The organism is Candidatus Methylomirabilota bacterium, from assembly GCA_036005065.1.
In the GTDB taxonomy this organism is placed as follows: domain Bacteria; phylum Methylomirabilota; class Methylomirabilia; order Rokubacteriales; family DASRDR01; genus DASYQW01.
The window spans coordinates 1-22,382 of record DASYQW010000285.1 but is presented as its reverse complement, the minus strand read 5'-3'; the positions used below and the strand labels follow the sequence as shown (position 1 = coordinate 22,382).

25 protein-coding genes are annotated in these 22,382 nt (G+C 71.8%); 2 read left to right on the top strand and 23 right to left on the bottom strand.

Annotated elements, in window-relative coordinates; all coding sequences use genetic code 11:
* The 12 genes from VGW35_19470 to VGW35_19415 all read right to left on the bottom strand — a co-directional run.
* Positions 1-1,331 (bottom strand): DegQ family serine endoprotease (locus VGW35_19470; GenBank protein ID HEV8309849.1); only part of this gene is annotated, 1,331 nt, incomplete at its 3' end.
* A 94-nt stretch (positions 1,332-1,425) separates the two neighbouring features.
* Entirely contained in the window at positions 1,426-2,607 is a 1,182-nt protein-coding gene (locus tag VGW35_19465) for a site-2 protease family protein (protein ID HEV8309848.1), read from the bottom strand.
* A 243-nt stretch (positions 2,608-2,850) separates the two neighbouring features.
* Positions 2,851-3,474, bottom strand: coding sequence for a YMGG-like glycine zipper-containing protein (locus tag VGW35_19460; protein HEV8309847.1), 624 nt, complete (start codon positions 3,472-3,474; stop codon positions 2,851-2,853).
* Positions 3,475-3,759: 285 nt separating this feature from the next.
* A complete protein-coding gene (locus tag VGW35_19455; GenBank protein HEV8309846.1) occupies positions 3,760-4,461 on the bottom strand; it encodes a M48 family metallopeptidase in 702 nt (233 codons plus the stop codon).
* A gap of 32 nt (positions 4,462-4,493) precedes the next feature.
* Positions 4,494-4,745: a GlsB/YeaQ/YmgE family stress response membrane protein gene (locus VGW35_19450; GenBank protein ID HEV8309845.1), complete on the bottom strand. Its 252-nt coding sequence runs from the start codon at positions 4,743-4,745 to the stop codon at positions 4,494-4,496.
* 74 nt (positions 4,746-4,819) lie between these two features.
* Positions 4,820-5,068: a DUF2188 domain-containing protein gene (locus VGW35_19445; protein ID HEV8309844.1), complete on the bottom strand. Its 249-nt coding sequence runs from the start codon at positions 5,066-5,068 to the stop codon at positions 4,820-4,822.
* A gap of 138 nt (positions 5,069-5,206) precedes the next feature.
* A complete protein-coding gene (locus VGW35_19440; GenBank protein ID HEV8309843.1) occupies positions 5,207-5,653 on the bottom strand; it encodes a hemerythrin domain-containing protein in 447 nt (148 codons plus the stop codon).
* 222 nt (positions 5,654-5,875) lie between these two features.
* The gene (locus VGW35_19435; GenBank protein HEV8309842.1) at positions 5,876-6,943 is read right to left on the bottom strand and encodes an ABC transporter substrate-binding protein; all 1,068 of its coding nucleotides are present in this window, start codon (positions 6,941-6,943) and stop codon (positions 5,876-5,878) included.
* A 2-nt stretch (positions 6,944-6,945) separates the two neighbouring features.
* The gene (locus VGW35_19430; GenBank protein ID HEV8309841.1) at positions 6,946-7,287 is read right to left on the bottom strand and encodes a hypothetical protein; all 342 of its coding nucleotides are present in this window, start codon (positions 7,285-7,287) and stop codon (positions 6,946-6,948) included.
* On the bottom strand, positions 7,284-8,048 hold the full coding sequence (locus tag VGW35_19425) for an ABC transporter ATP-binding protein (protein ID HEV8309840.1): 765 nt from the start codon (positions 8,046-8,048) through the stop codon (positions 7,284-7,286). Before VGW35_19425 ends, VGW35_19430 begins: the two co-directional genes overlap by 4 nt.
* A complete protein-coding gene (locus VGW35_19420; GenBank protein HEV8309839.1) occupies positions 8,045-8,851 on the bottom strand; it encodes an ABC transporter permease in 807 nt (268 codons plus the stop codon). The genes VGW35_19425 and VGW35_19420 overlap by 4 nt, the downstream gene beginning before the upstream one ends.
* The gene (locus tag VGW35_19415; GenBank protein HEV8309838.1) at positions 8,851-9,669 is read right to left on the bottom strand and encodes an ABC transporter permease; all 819 of its coding nucleotides are present in this window, start codon (positions 9,667-9,669) and stop codon (positions 8,851-8,853) included. The genes VGW35_19420 and VGW35_19415 overlap by 1 nt, the downstream gene beginning before the upstream one ends.
* A gap of 277 nt (positions 9,670-9,946) precedes the next feature.
* Between VGW35_19415 and VGW35_19410 the strand changes: the two genes are divergently transcribed.
* Both VGW35_19410 and VGW35_19405 read left to right on the top strand, forming a co-directional pair.
* Positions 9,947-10,339, top strand: a complete 393-nt coding sequence (locus tag VGW35_19410; GenBank protein HEV8309837.1) for an amino acid-binding protein — start codon at positions 9,947-9,949, stop codon at positions 10,337-10,339.
* Positions 10,340-10,539: 200 nt separating this feature from the next.
* Positions 10,540-11,028 carry a hypothetical protein gene (locus tag VGW35_19405; protein ID HEV8309836.1) on the top strand — a complete coding sequence of 163 codons (489 nt, stop codon included), beginning with the start codon at positions 10,540-10,542 and terminating at the stop codon, positions 11,026-11,028.
* On the opposite strand, the gene VGW35_19400 is transcribed toward VGW35_19405, so the two are convergent.
* The 11 genes from VGW35_19400 to VGW35_19350 all read right to left on the bottom strand — a co-directional run bounded on the left by VGW35_19400 (position 11,007) and on the right by VGW35_19350 (position 21,718).
* Positions 11,007-12,086 carry an ornithine cyclodeaminase gene (locus VGW35_19400; protein HEV8309835.1) on the bottom strand — a complete coding sequence of 360 codons (1,080 nt, stop codon included), beginning with the start codon at positions 12,084-12,086 and terminating at the stop codon, positions 11,007-11,009. The genes VGW35_19405 and VGW35_19400 overlap by 22 nt on opposite strands.
* Before the next feature lie 14 nt (positions 12,087-12,100).
* Positions 12,101-13,807, bottom strand: coding sequence for a hydantoinase B/oxoprolinase family protein (locus VGW35_19395; GenBank protein ID HEV8309834.1), 1,707 nt, complete (start codon positions 13,805-13,807; stop codon positions 12,101-12,103).
* Positions 13,804-15,846: a hydantoinase/oxoprolinase family protein gene (locus VGW35_19390; protein HEV8309833.1), complete on the bottom strand. Its 2,043-nt coding sequence runs from the start codon at positions 15,844-15,846 to the stop codon at positions 13,804-13,806. Before VGW35_19390 ends, VGW35_19395 begins: the two co-directional genes overlap by 4 nt.
* Positions 15,847-15,852: 6 nt before the next feature.
* Complete coding sequence (locus tag VGW35_19385; GenBank protein HEV8309832.1) at positions 15,853-16,851, bottom strand: D-cysteine desulfhydrase family protein; 999 nt, start codon at positions 16,849-16,851, stop codon at positions 15,853-15,855.
* A gap of 2 nt (positions 16,852-16,853) precedes the next feature.
* Positions 16,854-17,336 carry a hypothetical protein gene (locus tag VGW35_19380; GenBank protein ID HEV8309831.1) on the bottom strand — a complete coding sequence of 161 codons (483 nt, stop codon included), beginning with the start codon at positions 17,334-17,336 and terminating at the stop codon, positions 16,854-16,856.
* A 1-nt stretch (position 17,337) separates the two neighbouring features.
* Positions 17,338-17,724 carry a cyclophilin-like fold protein gene (locus VGW35_19375; GenBank protein HEV8309830.1) on the bottom strand — a complete coding sequence of 129 codons (387 nt, stop codon included), beginning with the start codon at positions 17,722-17,724 and terminating at the stop codon, positions 17,338-17,340.
* A gap of 22 nt (positions 17,725-17,746) precedes the next feature.
* Complete coding sequence (locus VGW35_19370) at positions 17,747-17,911, bottom strand: hypothetical protein (protein HEV8309829.1); 165 nt, start codon at positions 17,909-17,911, stop codon at positions 17,747-17,749.
* A gap of 5 nt (positions 17,912-17,916) precedes the next feature.
* The gene (locus VGW35_19365) at positions 17,917-18,831 is read right to left on the bottom strand and encodes an ABC transporter permease (protein ID HEV8309828.1); all 915 of its coding nucleotides are present in this window, start codon (positions 18,829-18,831) and stop codon (positions 17,917-17,919) included.
* Positions 18,832-19,692, bottom strand: a complete 861-nt coding sequence (locus VGW35_19360) for an ABC transporter permease (GenBank protein ID HEV8309827.1) — start codon at positions 19,690-19,692, stop codon at positions 18,832-18,834.
* A 79-nt stretch (positions 19,693-19,771) separates the two neighbouring features.
* The gene (locus VGW35_19355) at positions 19,772-21,262 is read right to left on the bottom strand and encodes an ABC transporter substrate-binding protein (protein HEV8309826.1); all 1,491 of its coding nucleotides are present in this window, start codon (positions 21,260-21,262) and stop codon (positions 19,772-19,774) included.
* A gap of 102 nt (positions 21,263-21,364) precedes the next feature.
* Positions 21,365-21,718: an OsmC family protein gene (locus tag VGW35_19350; protein HEV8309825.1), complete on the bottom strand. Its 354-nt coding sequence runs from the start codon at positions 21,716-21,718 to the stop codon at positions 21,365-21,367.
* Positions 21,719-22,382: the final 664 nt, after the last annotated feature.

Here is a 22,382-nt window from a genome sequence, read left to right as displayed (position 1 = left end):
CGGTCGATCTCGCGGATCACGTCGCCTTCCTTGATCCCGGCCTCGGCCGCCGGCGAGTTCGGACGCACGTCGGTGACGACCACGCCCTTCGGGTCGGGAATGCCGAGCCGGCGCGCGAGCTCCGGCGTCAGATCCTGGAGCTCGAGGCCGAGGCGTCCGGCCACCCGGCTTTCCGTCGCCGGCGTGCGCGCCTGGCGCGAGTCGGCCAGGTTGCCGATGGTCACCCGGAGTCGTCGCTCGGCGCCGTCGCGCACCACGGCCAGCTCGACCGTCCGGCCGACCTCGGTGTTCGCCACCCCCGCCGAGAGCTCCCGCGGGCTGTCGACGGCCTTGCCGTCATACCGCACGATGACGTCACCTGGCCGGAGCCCGGCCTTGGCGGCCGGCGACCCCTCCGCCACCGACGCCACCAGCACGCCCTCCTGCGGCTTGGACCCGAAGGACTTCGCCAGCTCGGGCGTCAGGGGCTGGATCGACACCCCCAGCCACCCGCGCGTGACGCGCCCGGCCGCCTGCAGCTGGCCGAGGATCGGCTTGGCCAGGTCGCTCGGGATCGCGAATCCGATGCCCTGGAAGCCGCCGCTCCGGCTCGCGATGGCCGTGGCGATCCCGATGGCCTCGCCGCGCGTGTTCACGATCGGACCACCGGAGTTGCCCGGATTGATCGCGGCATCCGTCTGGAGGAAATCGTCGTACCGGCCGGCCCCGATGACGCGGCTCTTGCCGCTGATGATGCCGACGGTCACGGTGTGATCGAGCCCGAAGGGATTCCCGATCGCCATCACCGGCTCGGCCACCTTCACCGCGCGCGAGCTCCCGAGGGGGATCGTGGGGAGGCCGGTGGCCTCGACCTTGACGAGGGCGAGGTCCGTCTCGGGATCGCTGCCGACGAGCGTCGCCGGAAGCTTCCGCCCGTCGCTCAAGGCCACCTCGATCGACTTGGCGCCGTCGACGACGTGGTGGTTGGTCACGATGTAGCCGCCGGCATCGATGATGAACCCGGAGCCGAGGCCGCGGATTTGCCGCGGTGCACGCTCCGGCGAGCGCTCCCGAGGCTCGGACGGGAAGAAGCGCCGGAAGGGCTCGGGGATCGTCTCCTCCGTCTCCGTTCCGCGGGCGGCTTCGCCCGTGGTGCGGACGTTTACGACGGCGGGCGTGAGCGCCTCGGCGAGGTGGATCCACGGGTACGACTCCGGCAGCGCGCCCATGACGTCCTGGCGTGCCGCAGCCGGAGCCGACGCGGGCGCCGCCAGGGCGCCCGGAGGCAGGAGTACGAATGCGGCGAGCAGCGCCAGGCTGACTCGCCCCGACCAAATGATGACCCGCTTCATGGGTCGCCCTCCTCTCGTGCTCGTCAGATGTTTGGAAATCCGGCGGGACCTCCAGTTGCCTCAGACGGAAGGCCCGCTCGGATTCTTCACGCCGTCAGGCCGCGCGATCCAGCACCCGGCGGGCCCCACCCCGGCCGAGAGGGACCACCGTGTCCCCGCGGGCGACCTGCAGCGTCAGGACGTGGAGCACGTCGCGCACGCTCAGGTAGCCGACGAGCCGGTTCGCGTGGAGCACGACGAGTCGGCCGACCCCGTTCCGGGTGAGCTTGCCGAGCGCCTCCCAGCAAGAAGCCGATGGCGCGATCGAGAGCTCATGGCTGAGACCGATCATCACGTCGCGCACCGCCGTCGACGGCCACTCCTCCTGCGGCACCGCCTTGACGTGATTGATCGTGACGATCCCGAGCACGCCGTCCCCATCGCGGGCGGATTCGGTGACGGGGAAGCTCGTCACATGGTGCGACCAGAAGTACGTATCGACGAGTTGATCGAGCATCGCGCCGGCCGGGACCGTCACGACCCTCCGCGCCATCACGTCGTGGACGGGCACCCGCTCGAGCGATCGACGCGCCACGAGTTGCGCGTAGCTCGCGCTCGCCGCCTGGTGCAGGAACAAGCCGATGAGGATCAGCCAGGCGCCCCCGATCACCTCGCCGGTGGCGAGCTGGAGGCCGCCCCACGCCATCAGGACGAAGGCGAAGCCGGAGCCGGCTTGGCCGGCGATGCGAGTGGCCCAGCCGAGGTCGCCGCGCCACGCCCACAGCGCGGAGCGAAGCAGCCGGCCGCCGTCCAGCGGAAAGCCGGGGACCAGATTGAAGGTCCCGACCAGCACGTTGACCGCGCCGAGGTAGGCCAGGATGGCTCCCCCGGCCGGTGGCCACGCCGCGATCCGCAGGGCCATCCAGCAGGCGGCGCCGACCGCGTAGCTCGTCAGCGGCCCGACCACCGCCATGAGGAACTCCGAGCGCGGCGAGTCCGGCTCGCGCTCGAGCTGGGCGACGCCGCCGAAGACGTGCAGGGTGATGCCCGAGACGGGCAGACCCACCCGTCGCGCCACCACGGCGTGCGAGAGCTCGTGGAGCAGCACCGAGCCGAACAAGAGGAGCGCGGCCATCAGACCGGAAAGCCAGCTGAGCGCCGCCGACGCCTCCGGGAGCTGGGCGGGAAAATACCCCGCGGCCAGCGTCCAGGTGATCAGGGCGATGACCGCGAACCAGCTCCAGTGGAAGCGGATCGGAACCCCGAAGAGCCGGACCAGCTCGAAGGTATCGCGCATCGGTCGGTCTCCTCCGGGGGACTCCCAGCAAAGCCGCGGCCAGGACGCGTCCGCGGGACGACACGACGCACCCGCCCCGGCGCCTGAACGGGCGGGGTGTGAGTAACCCGGCAGCTCGCACCGAGCGGGCGATGCGTCGAGCGGCGCTCCGAGCGGCGGCTGTGCCGCCGCAACCGAGGGGGGGCAACCGGGGGGTCTTCCGAGACCCCCGGAATAACTAGGGGCCTTCTACCGTGTGCGGCGCTAGAAGTTGGCTTCGAAGAAGCGAATCGTCCACCCCGGGGCCCGCGGGTCGACGGCCAGGATCTGATCGAAGGTGCCCACCAGCCGCCGTCCGAACTGGGTGTCGACGAACGCCTGGGCGACGACCCGGTGCTGGCCGATGTCGAGGTTCACCGGCGCGCTGTTACCGGGCCGGAGGACCAGTGGGCCGGGGGTGCCGGGGGGCGCGTCGATGAACACGTGCACCTCCCAGGGGGTGCTATTGGTGATGATGCCGCGCGTGGGATCCGCCGACGGCATCGGGGTCCCGGGCGGCGGCGGCGGCGCGGAGACGACGGCCCATTGTCCGCCCGGCGGCGGGGGCGGGGCAGCCGTCGGCGGGGGAGGCGGCGGCGCCGGGCTCGCCGTGGCGGCGGCCGTCTGCCGGTGGGCGATGGTCTCGCCGACGAGGGCCCCCAGGAGGCCGCCGATGACGGCGCCGAGCACGGCATTTTGCCCGGCGTGGCGGCCCGACGTCGTCGCGCCCACCAGGGCTCCTCCTCCGGCGCCCAGGACCGCGCCCTTCGCCGTCTGCTCCGCGCACCCGGCGAGCACGACGAGCGCGAGGGCGACTGCCCCCATGCGATAACTGGCCCGTGTGACCACGGCGCACCTCCCTGGGCCCTCCCGGCGAGCAGCCCGTTCCGCAGTCTATCTCACCGCCCCGGGAGTGTCCACGTTCGCACTCCCCGACAGGCTGCCGGCCGCCTCGAGTCTCCGGCCGGCTGACCCATTGGACCGGCCGGCGGCCGCCCTTCTTCATCCGGAGAAGGGCCGGAAAGGGCGCGCGGGGCAGGGTGAGTCGCGAGAGATGGGCCCGGAGTGAGCTATCCGGGAGGTCGGGAGGGGGGAGCCTCGGAGGGGGTGCGGGACACCCCCTCCGAGCTCACCTCATTGCATCCGGCGGAGCGCCGCGATCCGCTCGTCGGTCCCCGGATGGGTCGCGAAGAAGCCGCCCGCGCGGCCGCCACCCGTGACGTCCCTGAGCCAGACCAGCGTCCGCTCCATGGCGTCCTTCGAGGAGCCGACGCGCCGAAGCAGCTCCACCCCGTGGGCATCGGCCTGGAGCTCCTCGCGCCGGCTGTACGCCCGGGTGATCAGGTTGCCGGCGATCGGCGCGATCTGCCCCGTCCCCGGGAAGATCTGCTCGAGGATGACCGCGCCGATGCCGACGCCGGCCCCCAGTGTCTGGGCCTTCGCCACGTGGCCCAGATCGTCGTGGGCGACCTCGTGGGCCAGCACGGCGAGGAGCTGCTCGTCGTTGGCGCGATCGAGGAGCCCCCGCGTGACGTAGAACTCGCCGCTGCCCGCGCTCGCCGCGTTGATCGACGAGTCATCGATGATGCCGACCCGGACCTGCTCGAGGGACTTCGGCTTGTTCATGGCCTTGATCAGCGGCACCATGAGCCGGGACAGCCGGGCCACGTCCTGCGGATCCGCCCGGCGCGCGGTCGGCGAAGGCGCCCGCTGACCCCCGGTGGGCCGGGGCGCCGAGGAGTCGGAGGAGGGAAGCGTTTCCAGCCCCGCACAGCCCCCGAAAACCACGAGCGCGGCGACCGGCAGGACGGCCCGCATCCACCCGCGAACTCGCATGGCTCTTCCTCCAGACCGGACCGACCGACGAGCTAGACGGACCGGTGTGCCAGCATCCGGTAGACGATGAGCAGGACGACGGCGCCGACGACGGCCATCAGGAAGCCGACCGGGTCGCCCTCGCCATACCAGCCGACCGCGCGACCCAGGAAGCCACCCACCAGCGCCCCCGCGATTCCGAGGAGGATCGTCACGATGAACCCGCCGGGATCGCGCCCGGGCATGAGGAACTTGGCGACGATGCCGACGACGAGTCCGAAGATGATCCAGCCGAGGATGCTCATGGCCTTTGACCTCCTGAGGCGCTAACGCTCGAATGTGGAGAGCACGGCGATCGGCCCTGGCGGCATGCCCGCACCTACTGGGCGTTGGCCACGCGGGCCGGCTCGCCGGAGACTAGGGAGTCCTGGGGTACGGCTCCGACCGTGATCGTCCGTCGCACCCGGCCATCGGCGGTGTGCACGACGACCAGAGAAGGGGACACGGTCTCGGCCAGATCGAGGGCCGCCTCGATGGCCCGTCCCCGCCCCCGGGCGTGGAACCGGAGGTCATCACGCCCGTCCAGCTGGACGACCCATCGTCGGCGCTGGTTGACTACGCGGATCACGGCTACATCCATGTGTCGTAACCCTGCTTTTCATCCCCCCCACCCCGTCATGTCGTAGGACAGGCGATCACACTTTATGTCTGAAGCAAGATCGATACCGAAATCCTCGGCCTCGGGGAGCGGCCCGGGACGGCGCTCTCACGCCGCCTCCCTGAAGGCCAGCCGGCGCTCCTCGATAGCCCGGCCGATCTCCTCCAGGCGGGCGGGGCCGAGGGTGCGCTCGGCGAGCGCGAAGATCCGGGCCTCCTCGTCGCGCACGTGGTCCTCGACGTTCCGCTGGAGCTCGGCGACGCCTCGGTCGAACTCCTCGCCGCGGCCGTCCATCACGATGAGCCGCTCGATCAGGTCCTCGACCCGCTCGTGCTGGCCCCGGGCGGCATCCACGAGCCGGTCGGCCTCGGCCCCGGCCGCCGTCTCCAGGGCGGAGTAGAACAGGTCGTCCTCGATGCGGGCGTGGATCACCAGATCGCTCGCCACCTCGCGCAGGGCCTCGAGCCGCTGCTCGGCGCCGCTGAGCGCCTGGAGCCGAAAGAAGAGCTCGCGCATCGCCTCGTGATCCCGCCTCAGCACCCGCGTCGCGTTCATACCGCCGCCCCTCTCTCTGAACCCGATAGGCGTGTTCTCAGCAAATGCGAAACCAGGCGGTCGGCGTGGCGTGGCCAGGGACCCCGGGCCGGGGCGGCCGGCCAGCGTTCCGGAAGGCAACGTCAGGGCAGCGACACATCCCGGCGTGCCGACGCGGCCCGAGGCCGGCGCCCCCCGCGCTGCCAGCGCGCCTGGGAGGGACCGGCGAGGCCCCTCACGGGCTTACGGCTTGAAGACGAAGCCGGGCACGAGCGCCGCCGAGGCCGGAATCGGAGGGAGGTCGGAGAACAGCTCCGGGTGTTCCTGGACGACCCGCAGGATGGGTCTCGGCTCGAAGTGACGGTTGACGTCGAAGGTGGCCTTGATGAAGCCGAGACGATGGAGCCGCTCCTGGGCGCTCCAGAGGGCCCGGTAGTTGTGGGCCGAGAGCCGGCGGTCCACCTGCTGAATGTTGTATTGCATGGCGGCCTCCGCCACCTCGGCCTTGAGCCCCGGGATCCACCGGGTGGCGACCTGGGCCGCGGCCTTCGGGGTCGCCCGCATCCACTTGTCGGCCTCGGCACAGGCCGCCAGGAAGCGCTCGACCGTCTCCCCGTTCTTCTCCACCCAGCCCCGGAGCGCCACGTTGAAGCCGAGGAAGCTGATCACCTCGCCACCCCGGACGACCTCGTAGGCGCCGGGAACGTCGCGCGCGGCGACGATCGGCCACGGGTCCCAGGCGCTGAAGGCATCGATCCCCTTGGCCAGGAGCGCGACGGTCATGTCGGGCGGCGGGGTGTTGACGAGCGTCACCTCCTGGGGCGTGAGCCCCGCCTTCTCGAGGAGGGCCAGGATGTAGAGGTGATTGATCGTCCCGAACGAGGCGGCGATCCGCTTGCCGCGCAGATCCTTCAGGTTCCCTCTGGCGATGCCCGCGCCCTCGCGGGCCACCAGCGCCATCGTCGTATCCGAGCCGAGACGGGCGGCGCTGCCGGTGTAGTTTCCGAGGATGACCAGATCCATGCCGCGCAGCACGGCGCCGATCATCGGGACGCCGACCTGCCCGAGCTCGACCTCGCCCGCCTGGAGCGCGTTCAGCTGGTCCACGCCGGTCGCGTACGGTCGGGCGATCGTCACCTCCAGGCCCCACTTCTCGAAGAAGCCGCGCTCGAGCGCGATCGGCACCCCGAGCTGGTCGATGGCGGCCACGATGCCGGCCTTCACCTTGACCGGCGTCTTGGTCTGGGCGCCGAGGGACGCGGGCCACGCCATCACCAGCAGGAGGACGAAGGCCAGCCGTGATCTCGTCATCGTCACCTCCCCGGCTCGCGCGAGAGGGGCTCCACCCGGGTCACCCAGTAGGGTCGCGCGACGCCTCGCAGATCCGATGGCCGCACGCCGCGCAACTCCACCTGGTGCTCGTTCGTCCCCGCCACCCGGCCGAACCGCTGGAAGACCAGCACGTGGAAGCGCTCGGGCGGAAAGGGCAGGGTGACCGTCACGTCCACCGCGCGATCCCCGGCCCGTCGGAGACTCGGGGCGATCTTCCCCGGCGCCCGGAGCGTCAGGTATCCTTGCCAGGCACAATAGCATGCCACCGCCGCGACGAGGACGCGCCCTTTGGGCGACCCGATGAACGCGCGCCAGAGCCTCACGTCGGCCTCACCAGCCGGAGGACCTGAGCCACCAGCGCCTTGAAGGGGGCGTCCTCGACGAGGGTCGCCCACGCCCGAGGCCGCGGCAGGTCGACCGGAAGCTCGGCGACGACGCGGCCGGGACCCCGGGAGAGCACGACCACGCGGTTCGCGAGGAACACCGCCTCCTCGACGTCGTGGGTCACGAACAGGACCGTGGGCCGGCGCGCCTGCCAGATCCGTGTCAGCTCCTCCTGGAGGGTCATGCGCGTCTGAGCGTCCACGCTGGCGAACGGCTCGTCCATCAGGAGCACGTCGGGCCGGTTGGCCAGCGCCCGGGCCACCCCGACGCGCTGCTGCATGCCGCCCGAGAGCTCCATCGGGTAGCGGCCCTCGACTTCGGCCAGCCCGACCAGCGCCAGGTACTCGCGGCCGATCTGCTCCCGCTCCGCCCGCGGCGCGCCGCGCATCTTGGGGCCGAAGCCGACGTTCTCCAGCACGGTCTTCCACGGGAACAGCGCGAACGACTGGAAGACGACGCCGCGGTCGGGTCCCGGCCCCTTCACCCGCCGGCCGTCCAGCACGATCTCGCCGCGCGAAGGCGGGATGAAGCCGGCGACCATGTTGAGGAGCGTCGTCTTCCCGCAGCCGGACGGTCCGACGATCGCCACGAATTCCCCCTCCCGGACCTCGAGCGACACGTCCTCGACCGCGACCACGTGGGCGCCCGCGTACGGGTCGAAGTAGGTCTTCGAGAGGCCGCGGAGGACCAGGTTCTTCATCGGGTGACGAGGCCCCACCGCTCGACGGTCGCCCGCTCCAGGGGCACGAGGAGCCAGCCATCCACCAGGTACCACAGGAGCCCGAGCACGATCATCCCCAGGAGAATCTCGGTCACCTGGCCGCCGCGCCGGGCGTCGAACATGAGGAACCCGATCCCGCTGGTGCCCACGATCATCTCGGCCGCGATGAGCGCGCGCCACCCGTAGCCGAGGCCGTTGCGGAGGCCGGTGACGATGTTCGGCAGGGCGCCGGGCAGGATGACCTCGAGCAGGATGCGGCGGCGCGGCGCGCCCAGGCTCTGCGCCGCCCGGATCAGGTCCGGGGACACCGAGCGGACGCCCAGCACGGTGTTCAGGACCACCGGGAAGAGCACCGTGTAGACGATGACGAAGGTCATCGTGGTGAGCCCGAAGCCGAACCAGATCAGGAGAATGGGCAGCCAGGCGATGTCCCCGATCGCCTGAAAGAAGAGCAGGATGGGCCAGCAGAGCGCGTGGGCCCGCCGGCTCACCCCGACCAGCACCCCGAGCGGGATCCCCACGGCCATCCCGGCGGCGGCGCCGACGGCGAGTCGGACGACGCTGTCTTCCAGGTAGGCGGGCAGAATCCCCTTGTAGGTGAGGCGGCCGAAAGCCATGATCACCTCGAGCGGCCCCGGAAAGAAGACGGCCGGGAAAAGGCCGGCGGCCGCCACGCCCGCCCACAGCGCAATGAGGGGCACGAACGGGGCGAACGCGCGTACGCCCGGATGGGCCGCCGTCGCGCGCAGCCCGACAGCGAGGACCCGGCCTCCGCGGCTCATCAGCCGAACCGCCGCACGAGGCCCCAGCGCTCGATGGTCGCCCGCTCCAGCGGGGCCAGGAGAAGCCGATCGATCGCGAGCCAGAGCGCCCCGATCACGATCATGCCGAGGACGATCACCTCGATCCGATAGAAGTCGCGGGCCAGGAAGAGCATGTAGCCGAGGCCCGCATTGGTCGCGATCATCTCGGCTGCGATCAGCCCGCGCCAGGCGTAGCCCGCCCCCGTGCGGATCCCCGTCACGATGTTCGGCAGGGCGCCGGGCAGCAGCACCTCGGCCAGCATCTGCCACCGCCCGGCCCCGAGCGATGCCGCGGCATGGCGGAGTGGACGCGGGATCGACGCCACGCCGAGCAGGGTGTTGTACGTCACGACGAAGAAGACGGCGTTGAAGATGACGAACGTGATGGCGCCGAATCCATACCCGAACCAGAGCGTCGCGATCGGAATCCAGGCGATCCCCGCCAACACCGAGAAGAACCGGAACAGCGGGGTCAGGATCGCGGAGGCCACCTGGCTCACGCCCATGAGGACGCCCAGGGGGACGCTCAGCGCGATGGCGAGGGTGGTGCCGACCAGCACGCGCAGGAGACTCTGCCCCGCGTGGTGGAGGAGGCTCCCGTCGCGGACGGCCTCGGCCCCGGCCCGCGCCACGTCGGCCACCGGCGGGAAGACGCGGGCGGCGGCGGGCGCGAGCCACAGGAGCGTGGCCCACATCAGGACCAGGAGGCCGAGCGGAGCCAGGAAGGCGACGACGGCGCGGAGGCCCGCGGGGCGGCGCACGGCGGCACCATACCGCAACTGGCCGGCGACGTCCATGCGCCGGCCCGATCATGCGCGCGCCGGCACCCGGGCCGCTGGTCGGGTGGCCAGCCGCCGGGGCCCCCGGGCTGCCCCCCTCGGGAATCGCCCTCGGGAATCGCCCTCGGGAATCGCCCTTGACGACCGCCCTCCGCTCGCCTAGACTCCCGGCCAGTCTCAGGGCGGCCCCCGGGCGGCCACGATGCCGGCCGGGGCCCGGGGACGCCTGTCTCGTGACTTCGAACCATGCCCATGGTGGCCGCCATCCCCACGGCGCTCACGCGGAGGGACAGCCATGCCGAAGACCACCCAGCTCACGCTCAGCCTCGCTTCGAAGCCCGGTGTCCTTGCCCAGGTCGCCTCGGCGCTCTCCCAGGCCGGCGTGAACATCACCGGCCTGTGCGCGGCCGAGGCCGCCGGGGGACGCGGGAAGCTGCGGCTCCTCGTCGACAATCCGGCTCGTGCCACCGAGGCGCTCCGCGCCGCCAAGCTGCGGGTCGGGCAGGAAGAGGCCCTCACGCTGACGCTGGAGAACCGGCCCGGGGCGCTGGCCGACGTCGCCCAGAAGCTCGGGCGGGCTCGCGTCAACATCAAGTGCGCCTACGCCACGACGTCCGGCCCGGGGCCGGCCCTGGTGGTGCTGTCGGTCTCGAACGTCGCGAAGGCCGAGGCCGCGCTCGGCCGGTAGGTCATTTCGGGGGGATCTTCCGAGACCCCCCCGATGCCCCCCGTCGTGGCGGCGGCGAAGCCGCCGCTCGGAAAACGCCTCGATGCACCACGCGCTCGGTGGTCGGCGCCGGGCTACTCCGACACACTCGGTAGGCCCGCCGGGGCCCGCCGCGCCCGTTCCGGGAGCTCCTGCTGGCTGAGCAGGTCGGCCGGGCCTCCATGAACCAGCCGGGAATCGACCGGCGGGCCACGCATCCGAGGCTCGCCAGGCAGCTGGTCCTGGACGAGCTATTCGACCTCTCGCTCTATCAATCCGTCCGCGACGTCGCGACCGGCGACCTCCGGAAGATCCTGGACCAGCTGATCCCCATCGAGACGCGACACTTCAAGGTCTGGCAGGACTTCTTCGACCTGCCCGTCACCACGCTGGACCCCGCTCGGCGGATCAAGCTGGCGCTGATCGTGGGCGCCTGCCGGCTCTTCGGCGCCCCCGTGATCCACCTCGTGCTGGAAGCGATCGAGGTCTACGGCGTGCGGAAGTACCTCCGGGTCTGGAGCGAATACGGCGATCGCCCCCTGGGGGTCGCGGTGCGGAGCGTCCTCGAGGACGAGTTCAAGCACGAGGACGCGGTGGTGACGGGGGGCGGCCGAGCGGCGGCTCAACCCGGCGCGCGCGGTGTGAGCGTCTACCCAGGCCATTCCCCCTGAGGGAAGCCGCCCAGCGGAAACAGCTGACCGATGCCGGCCCGCTCGCCGGCCCTGGCCAGACGGGCCGCGATCGCCACATCGAAGACGCTCAGGCCGAAGCTGCTGACATAAACCGACTGCCCGGGGGCGAACGCGCGCCCGCGCCAGACCAGGTCGGTCAGGTCGGCCGCGACGCGCTCGGCGGGGAAGCGTCCGGCGCGATGCATCCGGAAGAGGCTCTTCTGGCTCGTCAGGCGGAACTCGCCCCAGCCATCGACGACCACCTGGTCGAAGGCCTCGATCGCCTCGAAGCTGAACTCGTGGAACCCGACCTGGATCGCCAGGAGCCCGGGCCGGACGCAGGCTCGGTCGACGATCGGGGTCGGAGCCGCCGTGCAGGTGATCAGGACATCGCTCGCCGCCGCGACTGCCCCGACGGACTCCCCGATGCGGATCGGCCATGGCGCCTCATGCGCGAACGTCCGCGCGAGCGCCTCGGCGTGGGCCGCGCCGCGGTTCCACACCAGCACCTCGGTCAGCCGCGGCATCTGGTGCGCCAGCATACGCAGGTGCTGGCGCGCCTGGGAGCCGGCGCCGAGGATGCCGACGCGCTCGATGGCGGTCCGCCCCAGATGCTCCATCGCCAGCCAGGACACCGCGGCGGTCCGCATCGCGGTGATCAGCGCACTCTCCAGGACCGCCACCGGCCGGCCCGTCCGCGCGTCGTTCAGCACGGTCACCGAGAGAATGCGCGGGGCGCCATCGCCAGCGTCCGGCGGCCGGTGGGCGGTCCACTTGACGCCGATGGCGGAGAAGGGCCCGCCGACATACGCCGGCAGCGCGTACACCGCCGCGTCGCGGCGGGGGCTCCCGCCGGGCGGTCCTCCGGCGGGGCCGGCGGGCCGCTCCCCCGCCGGCCGGTCGTCGAAGCGGACCGCCACCTCGGGCGGCATGACGGCGGCGCCGTCGGCGGCCAGGCGCAGAGTCTCACGGACGTCGGCCACGGCCGCCGCCACGTCGGCCACTCCGAGCCGCTCGAGCGCTTCCCGGTTCAGGAGCCGGATGAAGACTTCGGCCACGGGCGCGGGCGCCGTCAGCCCGGAGGTGCGCCCTCGTCCGGCTGGCCGCTCCGGAACCCGTAGACCGACCCGGCCCGGGCTTCCGTGATCAGCCCTTCCCGTACGTCGCGCGCCGCCGCCGCCGCGCTCCGGTCCGTCGGAGGGCCCACGCCGCCGCCGCCCGCCGTCACGAACCGGATGAGCGTGCCGTCCTCGACCTCGAACGTGCACTTGCCCGGCATCCCGCGCTCGCCGCCATCGCCGCTGATCGAGCACTGCGCCGTCGCCGCCGGCGCCCCGCCCCGGATTCCCCAGGGTCGGGTCCGGGTGCGGTCGAGGTGGATCGTCACCGTCGCGCGGCCCTGGACGAGGAGCTCTCGCGTCATGCCGAGTCCCCCCCGGAAGCGGCCGGCCCCTTCCGAATCGGGCACCAGCGCGTACCGCAGGACGCGGAGCGGGTAGACCCGCTCGATGACCTCGACGGGCGAGTTGTTCGTGTTCGTCATGTGCGTGTGCACGCCGTCGGCGCCGTCCAGGCCGTCGAGCGCGCCCTGCCCGCCCCCGTACGTCTCGACGTACGAGTAGCCCCGACCGAGCCGAGGATGGACGCCGCCGATGATCAACCCGTTCATGCTGCCGGTCGACGCGGCCATGGCTGCGCCCGGGACCAGCTCGTTCATGGCCCCGATGACGACGTCGACGATGCGCTGGCTCGTGATCGAGGTGCACAGGGCCACCGGCGCCGGCGGGGCGGCGTCGACGAGGGAGGCCGGGGGCGTGAGCAGCTCGACGCACTGCACGAGTCCCGCGTTGGACGCCACGCCCGGGTCCAGCATGGCCTTGAGGACGTAGAGGACGCAGCTCAGCGTGAGCGGCCGGGCGGCATTCACGGGACCGGCCAGCTGAGGGCTCGTGCCCGAGAAGTCGAGCCGGAGGCGCGCGCCCTGCCGCTCGACGGCCACCCGGATCGCGAGGTCGCGCGGGGTCGCGTCCCGATCCCACTCGATGAGATCCGCGAAGACCACGCGCCGGTCGGGGAGCTCCGCGATCCGCGTCGCCAGCCGCCGCGCGGTCGCGCCGATCAGCTCTTCCATGCAGGCCTGGGCCCGCTCGAGCCCGAGCCGCCCCGTCACCTCGACCAGGCGTCGCGCCCCGGTCATGTTGGCCGCGACCTGAGCCAGCAGATCGCCCCCCACCTCGTCGGGCGTCCGGCTGTTCGCCTGAAACAGCCGGACGACGCCGAGATCCACCTCACCCCCCCGACACAGGAGCAGCGGAGGCACGCGCAGCCCTTCCTGATAGACCTGCGTCGAGTCCAGGGACAGGCTTCCGGGCGCGTGGCCGCCGACGTCCACCTGGTGGGCCATGTTGGCGACGTAGCCGCACAGCCGCGCCCCCTCGTGCACCGGCGCGAACACCACGACGTCGGGCATGTGGGAGCCCGTGATGTAGGGATCGTTGGTGACGAGCATGTCGCCCGGGCCGAGCGGCCCCGCCCAGGCCCCGAAGAGGCGCGGCGCCACCTCGCACAGGAGTCCGAGGTGGACGGGAATGTGCTCGGCCTGAGCGGCCAGGCGCCCGTCGGACGTGTACACGCCGCACGAGAAGTCCCGGCGGTCGCGGATGTTCACGGAGTGCGCGGTGCGGCTGAGGGCCACGCCCATCTCCTCCGCGATGGCCTGCAAGCGGTTGCGGACGACCTCGACCAGGATGGCGTCCGGCGCCGTGAGCGGGACCGTCATCCGGGGAGCTCCACGACGAGGTTCCCGGTGCGGTCGTCCACCACCACGCTCTGGTCCCCGATGAAGACGGTCGTGTCGGACTGCTCGACGACGAGCGGCCCCTGGAGCCGCGCGCCGAGCCCGAGGCGCCCGCGGTCATAGACGGGCACGGCGCGCGCGGCGCCGTCCAGGATCACCTCGGTGGTCGCGATCACGGCCTCGGCCGGCGCCCGGCCCGGCCGGACCGGCGGAGGGGGGAGCAAGGCACTGGCCGCCGGCGCGGTGGCGCGGAGCCGCAAGGCGACGGCCTCGACCGGATGCTCGGCCCGGCTGTACCCGTAGAGCTGGCGGTGGACTCCGTGGAACGCGCGACCGCAGGCGGCCGCGTCGCCGTCCGGGAGCGGCACGTTGAGCTGATGCCCCTGGCCGACGTACCGGAGGTCGAGGCTCCAGTGGAGCGACAGGCGGTCATCCGACGCGTGCTCGCGCCCGGCCTGCCGCTCGGCCTGCCGACGGAGCTCGGCCTGCCCCGCCCCGAGCCGCTCCCGGCCCAGGGCGTTCACGAGGCAGTTCAGCGTGAGGACGAAGTCGTGGCGGTACTCGGCGAGGAGGAGCCCGACGGCGCAGCAGAGCCCGGGCGAAGGCGGGATGAGGACCGTCCGCAGCCCGATCTCCTGCGCGAGGTCGACCGCGTGCAGCGGCCCGCAGCCCCCGAAGGCGAGCAGCGCGAACTCCCGCGGGTCGTGCCCGCGCTCGGTGGTCATCAGCCGGATGCCGCGGATCATCGTGGCGTTGACGACCTGGCAGATCCCGGCCGCCGCCTCGATCACCGACAGCCCCAGCGGCCGCGCGACGTGGCGCTCGATCGCCCCCCACGCGCGCTCGCGGCTCACCGTGATGACGCCGCCCAGCACCCGGCCGTCCCGCAACCGCCCCAGTACGACATTGGCATCGGTGACCGTGGGCCGCTCCCCCCCTCGCCCGTAGCACGCGGGCCCGGGATCCGCCCCGGCCGATTCCGGGCCGACCCGCAGGAGACCGCCGGCGTCGACCTGGGCGAGGCTCCCGCCCCCGGCCCCGAGGGTCGTGATGTCGAACATCGGGACGCGGAGGGGCAGGTCGCCGATCCGGCCCTCGGTGCCGGTCAGGATCTGGCCCTCGTGGACCAGGCCCACGTCGAAGCTCGTCCCGCCCATGTCGACGGTGATGACGTTGGCGTATCCCGCGCGCTCCGCGAAGAACCGGGCGCCGATGAGGCCGGCGGCCGGCCCCGACAGGCACGTGTGCACGCTCTTCTCGCGGATCGCGGTGTCGACGGTCATGACCCCGCCGTTCGACTGCATGATCGTCGGCGCGACCGGGACGCCCGCCGCCTCCAGCGCGCTCGCGAGCCGCGAGAGGTACCGGGCGATGGGCGGCGTGACGTAGGCGTTCATCACCGTCGTGGAGGCCCGCTCGTACTCGCCGGGCTCGGGGAGGACGTCCGACGACAGCGAGATGCTCACCTCCGGGCGTGCCCGGCGGATGACGTCGGCCACGGCCCGCTCGTGGGCCGGATTGGCGTAGCTGTGCAGGCACACGACGGCGACCGACTCGACGTCGACCGCCGCCAGCCACTCGACCAGCGCTCCGAGCGAGGTCGCGTCGAGCGGCGTGATCACCTCCCCCTCTGGCCCCACCCGCTCGCGGATCTCGAGAGTGAGCGACCGTGGCGCGAGCGGCGGCGGCCGGCGGGCCCGGGCGTCGTAGAGATGGGGCCGCGTCTGGCGGCCGATGAGCAGGAGGTCGCGGAAGCCCGCGGTCGTCACCAGCGCGGTGCGGGCCCCCTTCCGCTCGAGGACGGCGTTGGTCGCAACGGTCGTGCCGTGCGCGAAGTAGTCCACCGCGTCCGCCCGCCAGCCCCCCTCGGCCAGCCCCTGCCGGACTCCCTCCAGCACCCCGTGCGCCTGCTGGCCGGTCGTCGAAGGGACCTTGACGAGGATCGACCGGCCCCCGGCGCTGTCGATCAGCACGACATCGGTGAACGTGCCCCCGACGTCCACGCCGATCCGGATGCCCATGGGCGCCTACGCGCCGGCCAGCGCCCGGGCGAAGGGGTAGAGACTCGGGCCGCCGCCGCAGTGGAGGAACAGCACCCGCTGCCCCCGGCGCACCGCGCCGGTCCGGACGAGCCCCTTGAGGCCATCCATCGCCTTGCCCGTGTACACGGGGTCGAGGAGGATGCCCTCGCGGCGGGCCGCCTCCCGGATGGCCGCGATCGATCCCTCACTCGGCACCCCGTATCCCGGGCCGACGTAGCCGTCCTCGATCCAGATGTCCCCGGGGGAGAAGCCGAAGCCCCAGCCGAGGAGCTCGGCGCAGGCCGTCGCGAACTGCGAGATCCGCTCCTGGAAGAAGGCGCGATCCCGGCTGACGCTGATGCCGACGACCCGGGTGCCCGGCCACCACCGCCGGATCCCGACCTCGAGTCCGGCCTGGGTGCCCCCGGAGCCTACCGGGGTGACGAGCACGTCGGGCCGCTCGACCCCGAGGGCCCGGAACTGCTCGGCGAGCTCCTGCATGGCCAGCACGTAGCCGAGGGCGCCCAGGGCACTGGCGCCGCCGAGGGGGATGACGTACGGCCGGAGCCCGGCGGCGCGGGCCCGCTCGGCCTGGGCGGCCATCCGGTCGTCGATCAGCCGGAAGTACTCGTCGGGAGGGAGGAACTCGAACTCGGCGCCGAAGAGCCGGTCGAGCAGGAGATTGCCCTGCCACTCCTGGGGCGGGTTGCCCCGCAGCACCAGCACGGCGCGCATGCCGAACCGGCAGGCGGCCGCCGCGACCATCCGCGCGTGGTTCGACTGGTGCCCCCCCGTCGTGATCAACACCTCGGCGCCGGCGGCCTGGGCCTCCGCCATCAGGAACTCGAGCTTGCGGACCTTGTTGCCGCCGCCCCCGAAGCCGGTGTAATCGTCGCGCTTGATCCACAGCTCGACGCCGAGCTCGGCGCCGACGCGGGGCAGGGGCTCGACGGGCGTCGGGAAGAATCCCAGGGACACGCGGGGAAAGCTCTCCGGCGCGGCCACGCTCACGGCTCCCTGCCGGAGGCCCGGGGCGCCGCCAGCGGCGAGAGGGCATCGAGCGCGGCCCACGGGATCGTCGCATCGACCCAGCTCTGCAGCCGGTTCAGATAGACGATCAGGTCCGCCAGCAAGCGAGACAACACGCGCGGATCGGGGACGATCGTCCCCGACCCCGCCACCGCCCCCAGAACCGACGCGGCGTCGGCGAAGCCCCAGGTCAGGAGACGCGCCCTCGCCAGCTCGACGAAGCGCCGGACCAGCACCGACGCCGGACCGGGCTCGAGCGTCCCCGACTCCAGGCTCTCGCGGAGGACATAGAACACCCCCGCCAGCCAGTAGAGATCGAAATTGGCGTAGAGGCGCTTGGGCATGTCCGTGCTCGGCGGGCGGTGCTGCCGACCCAGGCCCTCCAGATCGGCCGGGGCCGAGGCCCAGACCGCGGCGAGCGCCGACGGCAGGATGGCCGGAGCGTGCTCGGGGCGATGCATCTCAGTCCTCCGCCGCGACGCGGACCGGGAGCGCCGGTCCCTGCCAGATCCGAGGCCCCAGCTCGCGGAGGATGTCGCCGCCCTCGACGAGCCGCGCGAAGAGGCCGACCTGGCCGAACGGGACGATGTCGCCGTAAAAGATGCACACCGTCTCCCGGTCCGGGTAGTACCCGACGTCGCCGGGTGTGACCGCCGAGACGAGGTTCTCCGCCCGGGCCAGGAAGGGCACCATGAAGAACAGCTCGTCGCCGGCGAACTTGGCGTGGGTCACGAAGCTCGTGAGTGGCAGACATTCCACGAAGCGTCGGCAGAGGCCGGGCGCCCGGTCCCAGAGTAGCCGCATCCGGCACGACCGCCCGCCGACCTCGAGCCGAACGTGGTCGACCATCCTTCCCCTTTCGCGCCGGGGTTCAACCCCGCGCCGTGTCGTGCAGCCACCGGCACCGCGAGACGGCAAACCGACGCATCCCGTCCGACGTGACGAACTCATCGACTCCGTGGGCGTTGCCCCCGCGGCCCAGCCCGCCGATGAGCCAGGCGTCCTTCGGCAGCTCGGGCGGCGGGACGGCAGGCATCGGCGCTAGAGGCGGATCCTCGGATCGAGGACGACGTAGAGGAGGTCCACCAGCGTGTTGACCGTGACGAACACCAGGGCGGCGAAGAGCACGACGGCCTGTACCAGGGGAAAGTCGCGGTTGTAGATCGCCTGGACGGCGAGTCGCCCGACCCCCGGCCACGCGAAGATGATCTCGGTGATGAGCGCGCCGCCCAGCAAGGCGCCGAGGTGCAGGCTCTGCACGGTGAGCGCGGGGATCACGGCGTTCCGCAGCCCGTGCTTCGCCACCACGCTCCACTCGCTGAGCCCCTTGCTGCGGGATGTCCGGATGTACTCCTGGGCGAGGACGTCGATCAGGCTGGCCCGGACCAGGCGGGTCACGGCGCTCATGTAATACGCGCCCAGGGTCAGGGCCGGCAGGATGAGCCGGTCCCAGGTACCGTACCCGCCGGTGGGCAGCCACTTGAGCTGCAGGCTGAAGACCAGGATCAGGAGCAGGCCCAGCCAGAACCCCGGCACGGCCTGGCCGGCCAGGGTCAGCAGCCGCACGCCGAGATCGACCCAGGTGTCGCGGCGCCAGGCGCCCACGATCCCGGCGATCGTCCCGGCTAGGGTGCTCCAGGCGAGGGCGGTGATCGCCAGGAGCGCGGTCGCCGGCAGGCGCTCCAGCACCAGCTTCATCACGGGTTCCTGGAATCTCAGGGAGCGCCCGAGGTTTCCGTGAAGGGCGTTCCAGAGGTACCGGCCATACTGGACCAGGAGGGGGTCGCTGAACCCCATCGCCTCGCGAAACCGCTCGATCTCCTGTCGACTCGCGTCCGGCGGGAGCATCAGCGATGTGGGATCGCCCGTCAGGAACAAGCAGAAGAACACCACCGCGGAGACGCCCAGCAGGACGATGGCCGACTGGGCGAGGCGGTTGGCCAGGTAGGGGTACACTCAGTCCACCCGCACGTTCCCGCGTCGCGCCAGCCAGTCCCCGACGAGGTTGAAGCCGACCACGAGCAGCGCGATCACCACGCCGGGAAAGACCACCAGCCACCACGCCAGCAGCATGTAGGACCGGCCCTCGCCGATCAGATTGCCGAGCGTCGGCGTCGGCGGCTGGACGCCGAGGCCCAGGAAGCCGACCGCCGACTCGAGCAAGACGAACCGCGGCAGATCGACGGTCAGGAGGACGATCTGCGTCGACAGGATGTTCGGGAGGATGTGACGCCAGAGGATCCGGCCATCCCCGAGCCCGAGAGCCCGGGCGGCCTGCACGTACTCGAGCTCGCGAACGACGAGCACTTGCGCCCGGGCCACGCGCGCATAGATCGCCCAGCCGGTCACGCCCAGGACGGCGATCAGGCTGCCGGTGCTGGCGCCCACCACGGCGACGACGAGCAGGATCAGGAGAACGAAGGGAATCGCGATCTGCACGTCGACCATGCGCATCACCGCGGCGTCGATCGCGCGTCCGGCGAACCCCGACGCCAGACCCAGGCCGGTGCCCAGCACTGCGGAGACGAGGCCGGCGGCGAGGACGATGCCGACGGAGATCTTCGTGCCCCGGATCAACCGCGCCAGCAGGTCCCGACCCAGCTGATCGGTGCCCAGCGGATGAACGGCGCCGCCGGCCGCACCCGCCGACCCCGGCGGTCGGAACGTCCGGTCCAGGCGAATCTCCACGGTATCGAGGGGCCAGGCGACCGACCCCACGCCGACGAGCAGGGCGACCCACGCCAGCGCGAGGACACCGACCCACAGGTCGAGCGGCCGCCGGCGGCTCCGGCGTGGCGGGCGCGCGGTCGGGACCATCGGCGGGCCGCGCCGCCGTCACGCGCGGCCCCGACGGGCCAGGGAACTCGAAGCCGGCCCGGCCAGGCGGCGACGAAGCTTACTCAAGCCGGATGTCGGAGATGGGAACCCGGGCGTCGGCGCGCCCCTTGAACCTCACGTTCTTCCGCTTCCCGTACAGGGCGTCTTCCTGGTACAGCGTCACCACGGGGACCTCGCGGGCGGCCAGCTCCTGGATCTCCCGGTAGAGCTTCCTCCGCGCGTCGGGATCGATCGCGCGCCGGGCCTCGTCGAGGAGCTGGTCCATTCGGGGGATCGAGATCGTCGAGTACGGCTCTCCCGACCGGAAGATGGCGTACACGGCCGCGTCGGCATCCAGTGTCTGGGTGCTCCCCCACCCGAGCATGTAGAGCGGGGCCTGCTTGCCCGCCGGCACCTGCTGGATGTAGACCGACCACTCCGGAACCTGCAGGTTGACCCGGATGCCGACGTTCTTGAGCTGCTGCGCGATCGCCTGCCCGACCTCCGCGCCGCTGACGTACCGGCGCGTCACCTGCAGGTCGATGTCGAATCCGTTCGGGTGTCCGGCCTCCGCCAGGAGCTGCCGGGCGCGCGCCGGATCGAAGGGCGGCGGGTCGACCTTCACGTAGCCGAAGTCGAACGGACCCACCTGGGTCCCGGTCAGACTGGCATAGCCACGCAGGATCGACTCGACGATGGAGCGGCGGTCGATGGCCAGCGAGATGGCCTGCCGGACCTTCGGCTTGTCGAGCGGCGCGACGCTCGCCTTCACGCCGAGGTAGATGACGAGGCCGCCGCTCCGTACGCGCTCGACTTCGGCGGCCCCGCTCCGCTCGACTACCGCGACCTGGTCGACCGGAAGATTCTCGACGATGTGCACTTCGCCGGCCAGCAGCGCAGCCAGGCGGGCGGTCGCTTCCGGAATCGGCCGCCACACGACCCGCTTGATCGCCGGCGCGCCACGCCAGTACTCGTCGTTCGCGACCAGCGTGATCTGCTCGTCCTTCACGAAGCTCGCCAGCTTGTACGGTCCGGTTCCGACCGGCTTGCGGCCGAACTCCTCGACGCCCACCTTGGCGACGTAGTCCGGGGGCACGATGTAGGCCGGATACCGGCTCATCCGGGTCGGCACCAGGGGATCCGGCACCGAGGTCACGATCTGCACGGTATAGTCGTCGGCCACGTCGACGCGCTGGATCGTCCGGATGTACGAGATGGTGGGCGACTTCGCGGCCGGGTCCAGCACCCGGTCGATGGTGAATTTCACCGCGCGCCCCGTAAACGGCTCGCCATTGTGGAACTTCACGCCCCGTCGCAGCTTGAATTCCCAGGTCGTGGCGTTCACGGCCCGCCACGACTCGGCGAGGCCCGGCACGAGGTTCATGTCCTTGTCCCGCAGGACGAGCGTGTCGAAGATGTTGTCGACGATCGTCGCCGGCTCCCGCAAAAAGCCCGGATCCATCGAGGTCGTCGAGACCGCCCGACCGACGACGAGCTCGTGATTACTGGCGCCCGCCGGCGACAGGACACCGAAAAGGAGCAGGGCCCCGACGACACTGCGCAGTGTCATGCTCACCATCGTTCTCCCTCCCGAGAAGCCGCCAGACTAGGCCCCACGCGCGACGACCTCGATCTTCACCTCGGTCGCGACCGCGACCGTTCGGTAGAGCGGTCAGCGTGCCTGCCAGACCTCCACGAGCCGGGCGGCTTGTTGCGCATCCACGCCCGCGATCTCGAACGAGATGTCGATCCTCTGGAAGCGCGTCGGATCGTCGGGCCCGCGGACGCCGGAGACCTTGACCTCGAGGTGGCGAAGCGGGACTTCGGTTTCGCGCGCGTGTTTCTCGATCAGGGTCACGCCGCACGCGGAAATCCCGGCCAGGAACGCTTCGACGGTGGTCAGCGCCTCGTTGGGACCGCCGGGCGAATCCAGCACGAAGTGCTGCGTGCGCGCGCTGTTGAGGGCCCGCCCGGGCAAACCGACCGAGCGGGAGCGGACCGTGTCGATCGTCGGGCCATCGGCCATCTGATCCCTCGCGCTGCGAGAAGTGGGAGGCCCCAATTGTCCCGCCGCCGAGGGGACGTTGTCAATCGAGCTGCTTCGTCACCATCCAAGGCGTGGCATGGTGCGTGCTTCCCGCCCATAGGTGTGCAGCCACCGCACCGCGTGATCATCGTTCGCCGGGGCGCGCCTCAAGTCTTCCAGGCGGTTCTCGAGAGCCTGAGCCACTGGCCGGAGGGCACCGTGGCCATGCTCGATCGCCGTCAGGCCGAGCGACGCATGATTTCCCAGCGCGTAACGGTCGAGCGGCGCAAGCGGAAGCGGCGCGCCGAGCCCGATTCGATGTGGTACATCGCCTGCCGGCCGAAGCGGGGGGGCTATAGCAACGGATCCGCGTTTGCTGGCCAGGCACTTCCCCCTAATGTGAACTCCACCCCATTGACGTGACCGCCAGCCTCGTGATGGGGTGGTGCTGATGAGGGCCACTCCGATCGCCGGGGCCCGCCGCCCGCACGCCCGCCTCTCGGCGCACCGGAGGGCCACAGCTGGCCTGCCGCGATCCTTGCGCGGGGCGCGACGATCCGCCGCCCGCCGCGGCAGCGCCACATCCTCGGCGCCCCTCCGCGGCCTCGTCGTCCTGGTGGTCGAAGATCACGCGGACACCCGCGAGCTGCTGCGCCGGACGCTC

Bases quoted from the DNA above. Each gene is read 5' to 3' on its own strand.
- VGW35_19405 (HEV8309836.1), top strand. From the start codon at position 10,540: ATGAACCAGCCGGGAATCGACCGGCGGGCCACGCATCCGAGGCTCGCC.
- VGW35_19395 (HEV8309834.1), bottom strand. From the start codon at position 13,807: ATGACGGTCCCGCTCACGGCGCCGGACGCCATCCTGGTCGAGGTCGTC.
- VGW35_19380 (HEV8309831.1), bottom strand. From the start codon at position 17,336: ATGCATCGCCCCGAGCACGCTCCGGCCATCCTGCCGTCGGCGCTCGCC.
- VGW35_19390 (HEV8309833.1), bottom strand. From the start codon at position 15,846: ATGGGCATCCGGATCGGCGTGGACGTCGGGGGCACGTTCACCGATGTC.
- VGW35_19415 (HEV8309838.1), bottom strand. From the start codon at position 9,669: ATGGACGTCGCCGGCCAGTTGCGGTATGGTGCCGCCGTGCGCCGCCCC.
- VGW35_19375 (HEV8309830.1), bottom strand. From the start codon at position 17,724: ATGGTCGACCACGTTCGGCTCGAGGTCGGCGGGCGGTCGTGCCGGATG.
- VGW35_19440 (HEV8309843.1), bottom strand. From the start codon at position 5,653: ATGAACGCGACGCGGGTGCTGAGGCGGGATCACGAGGCGATGCGCGAG.
- VGW35_19465 (HEV8309848.1), bottom strand. From the start codon at position 2,607: ATGCGCGATACCTTCGAGCTGGTCCGGCTCTTCGGGGTTCCGATCCGC.
- VGW35_19350 (HEV8309825.1), bottom strand. From the start codon at position 21,718: ATGGCCGATGGCCCGACGATCGACACGGTCCGCTCCCGCTCGGTCGGT.
- VGW35_19455 (HEV8309846.1), bottom strand. From the start codon at position 4,461: ATGCGAGTTCGCGGGTGGATGCGGGCCGTCCTGCCGGTCGCCGCGCTC.
- VGW35_19370 (HEV8309829.1), bottom strand. From the start codon at position 17,911: ATGCCTGCCGTCCCGCCGCCCGAGCTGCCGAAGGACGCCTGGCTCATC.
- VGW35_19360 (HEV8309827.1), bottom strand. From the start codon at position 19,692: ATGGTCCCGACCGCGCGCCCGCCACGCCGGAGCCGCCGGCGGCCGCTC.
- VGW35_19410 (HEV8309837.1), top strand. From the start codon at position 9,947: ATGCCGAAGACCACCCAGCTCACGCTCAGCCTCGCTTCGAAGCCCGGT.
- VGW35_19425 (HEV8309840.1), bottom strand. From the start codon at position 8,048: ATGAAGAACCTGGTCCTCCGCGGCCTCTCGAAGACCTACTTCGACCCG.
- VGW35_19435 (HEV8309842.1), bottom strand. From the start codon at position 6,943: ATGACGAGATCACGGCTGGCCTTCGTCCTCCTGCTGGTGATGGCGTGG.
- VGW35_19420 (HEV8309839.1), bottom strand. From the start codon at position 8,851: ATGAGCCGCGGAGGCCGGGTCCTCGCTGTCGGGCTGCGCGCGACGGCG.
- VGW35_19355 (HEV8309826.1), bottom strand. From the start codon at position 21,262: ATGACACTGCGCAGTGTCGTCGGGGCCCTGCTCCTTTTCGGTGTCCTG.
- VGW35_19450 (HEV8309845.1), bottom strand. From the start codon at position 4,745: ATGAGCATCCTCGGCTGGATCATCTTCGGACTCGTCGTCGGCATCGTC.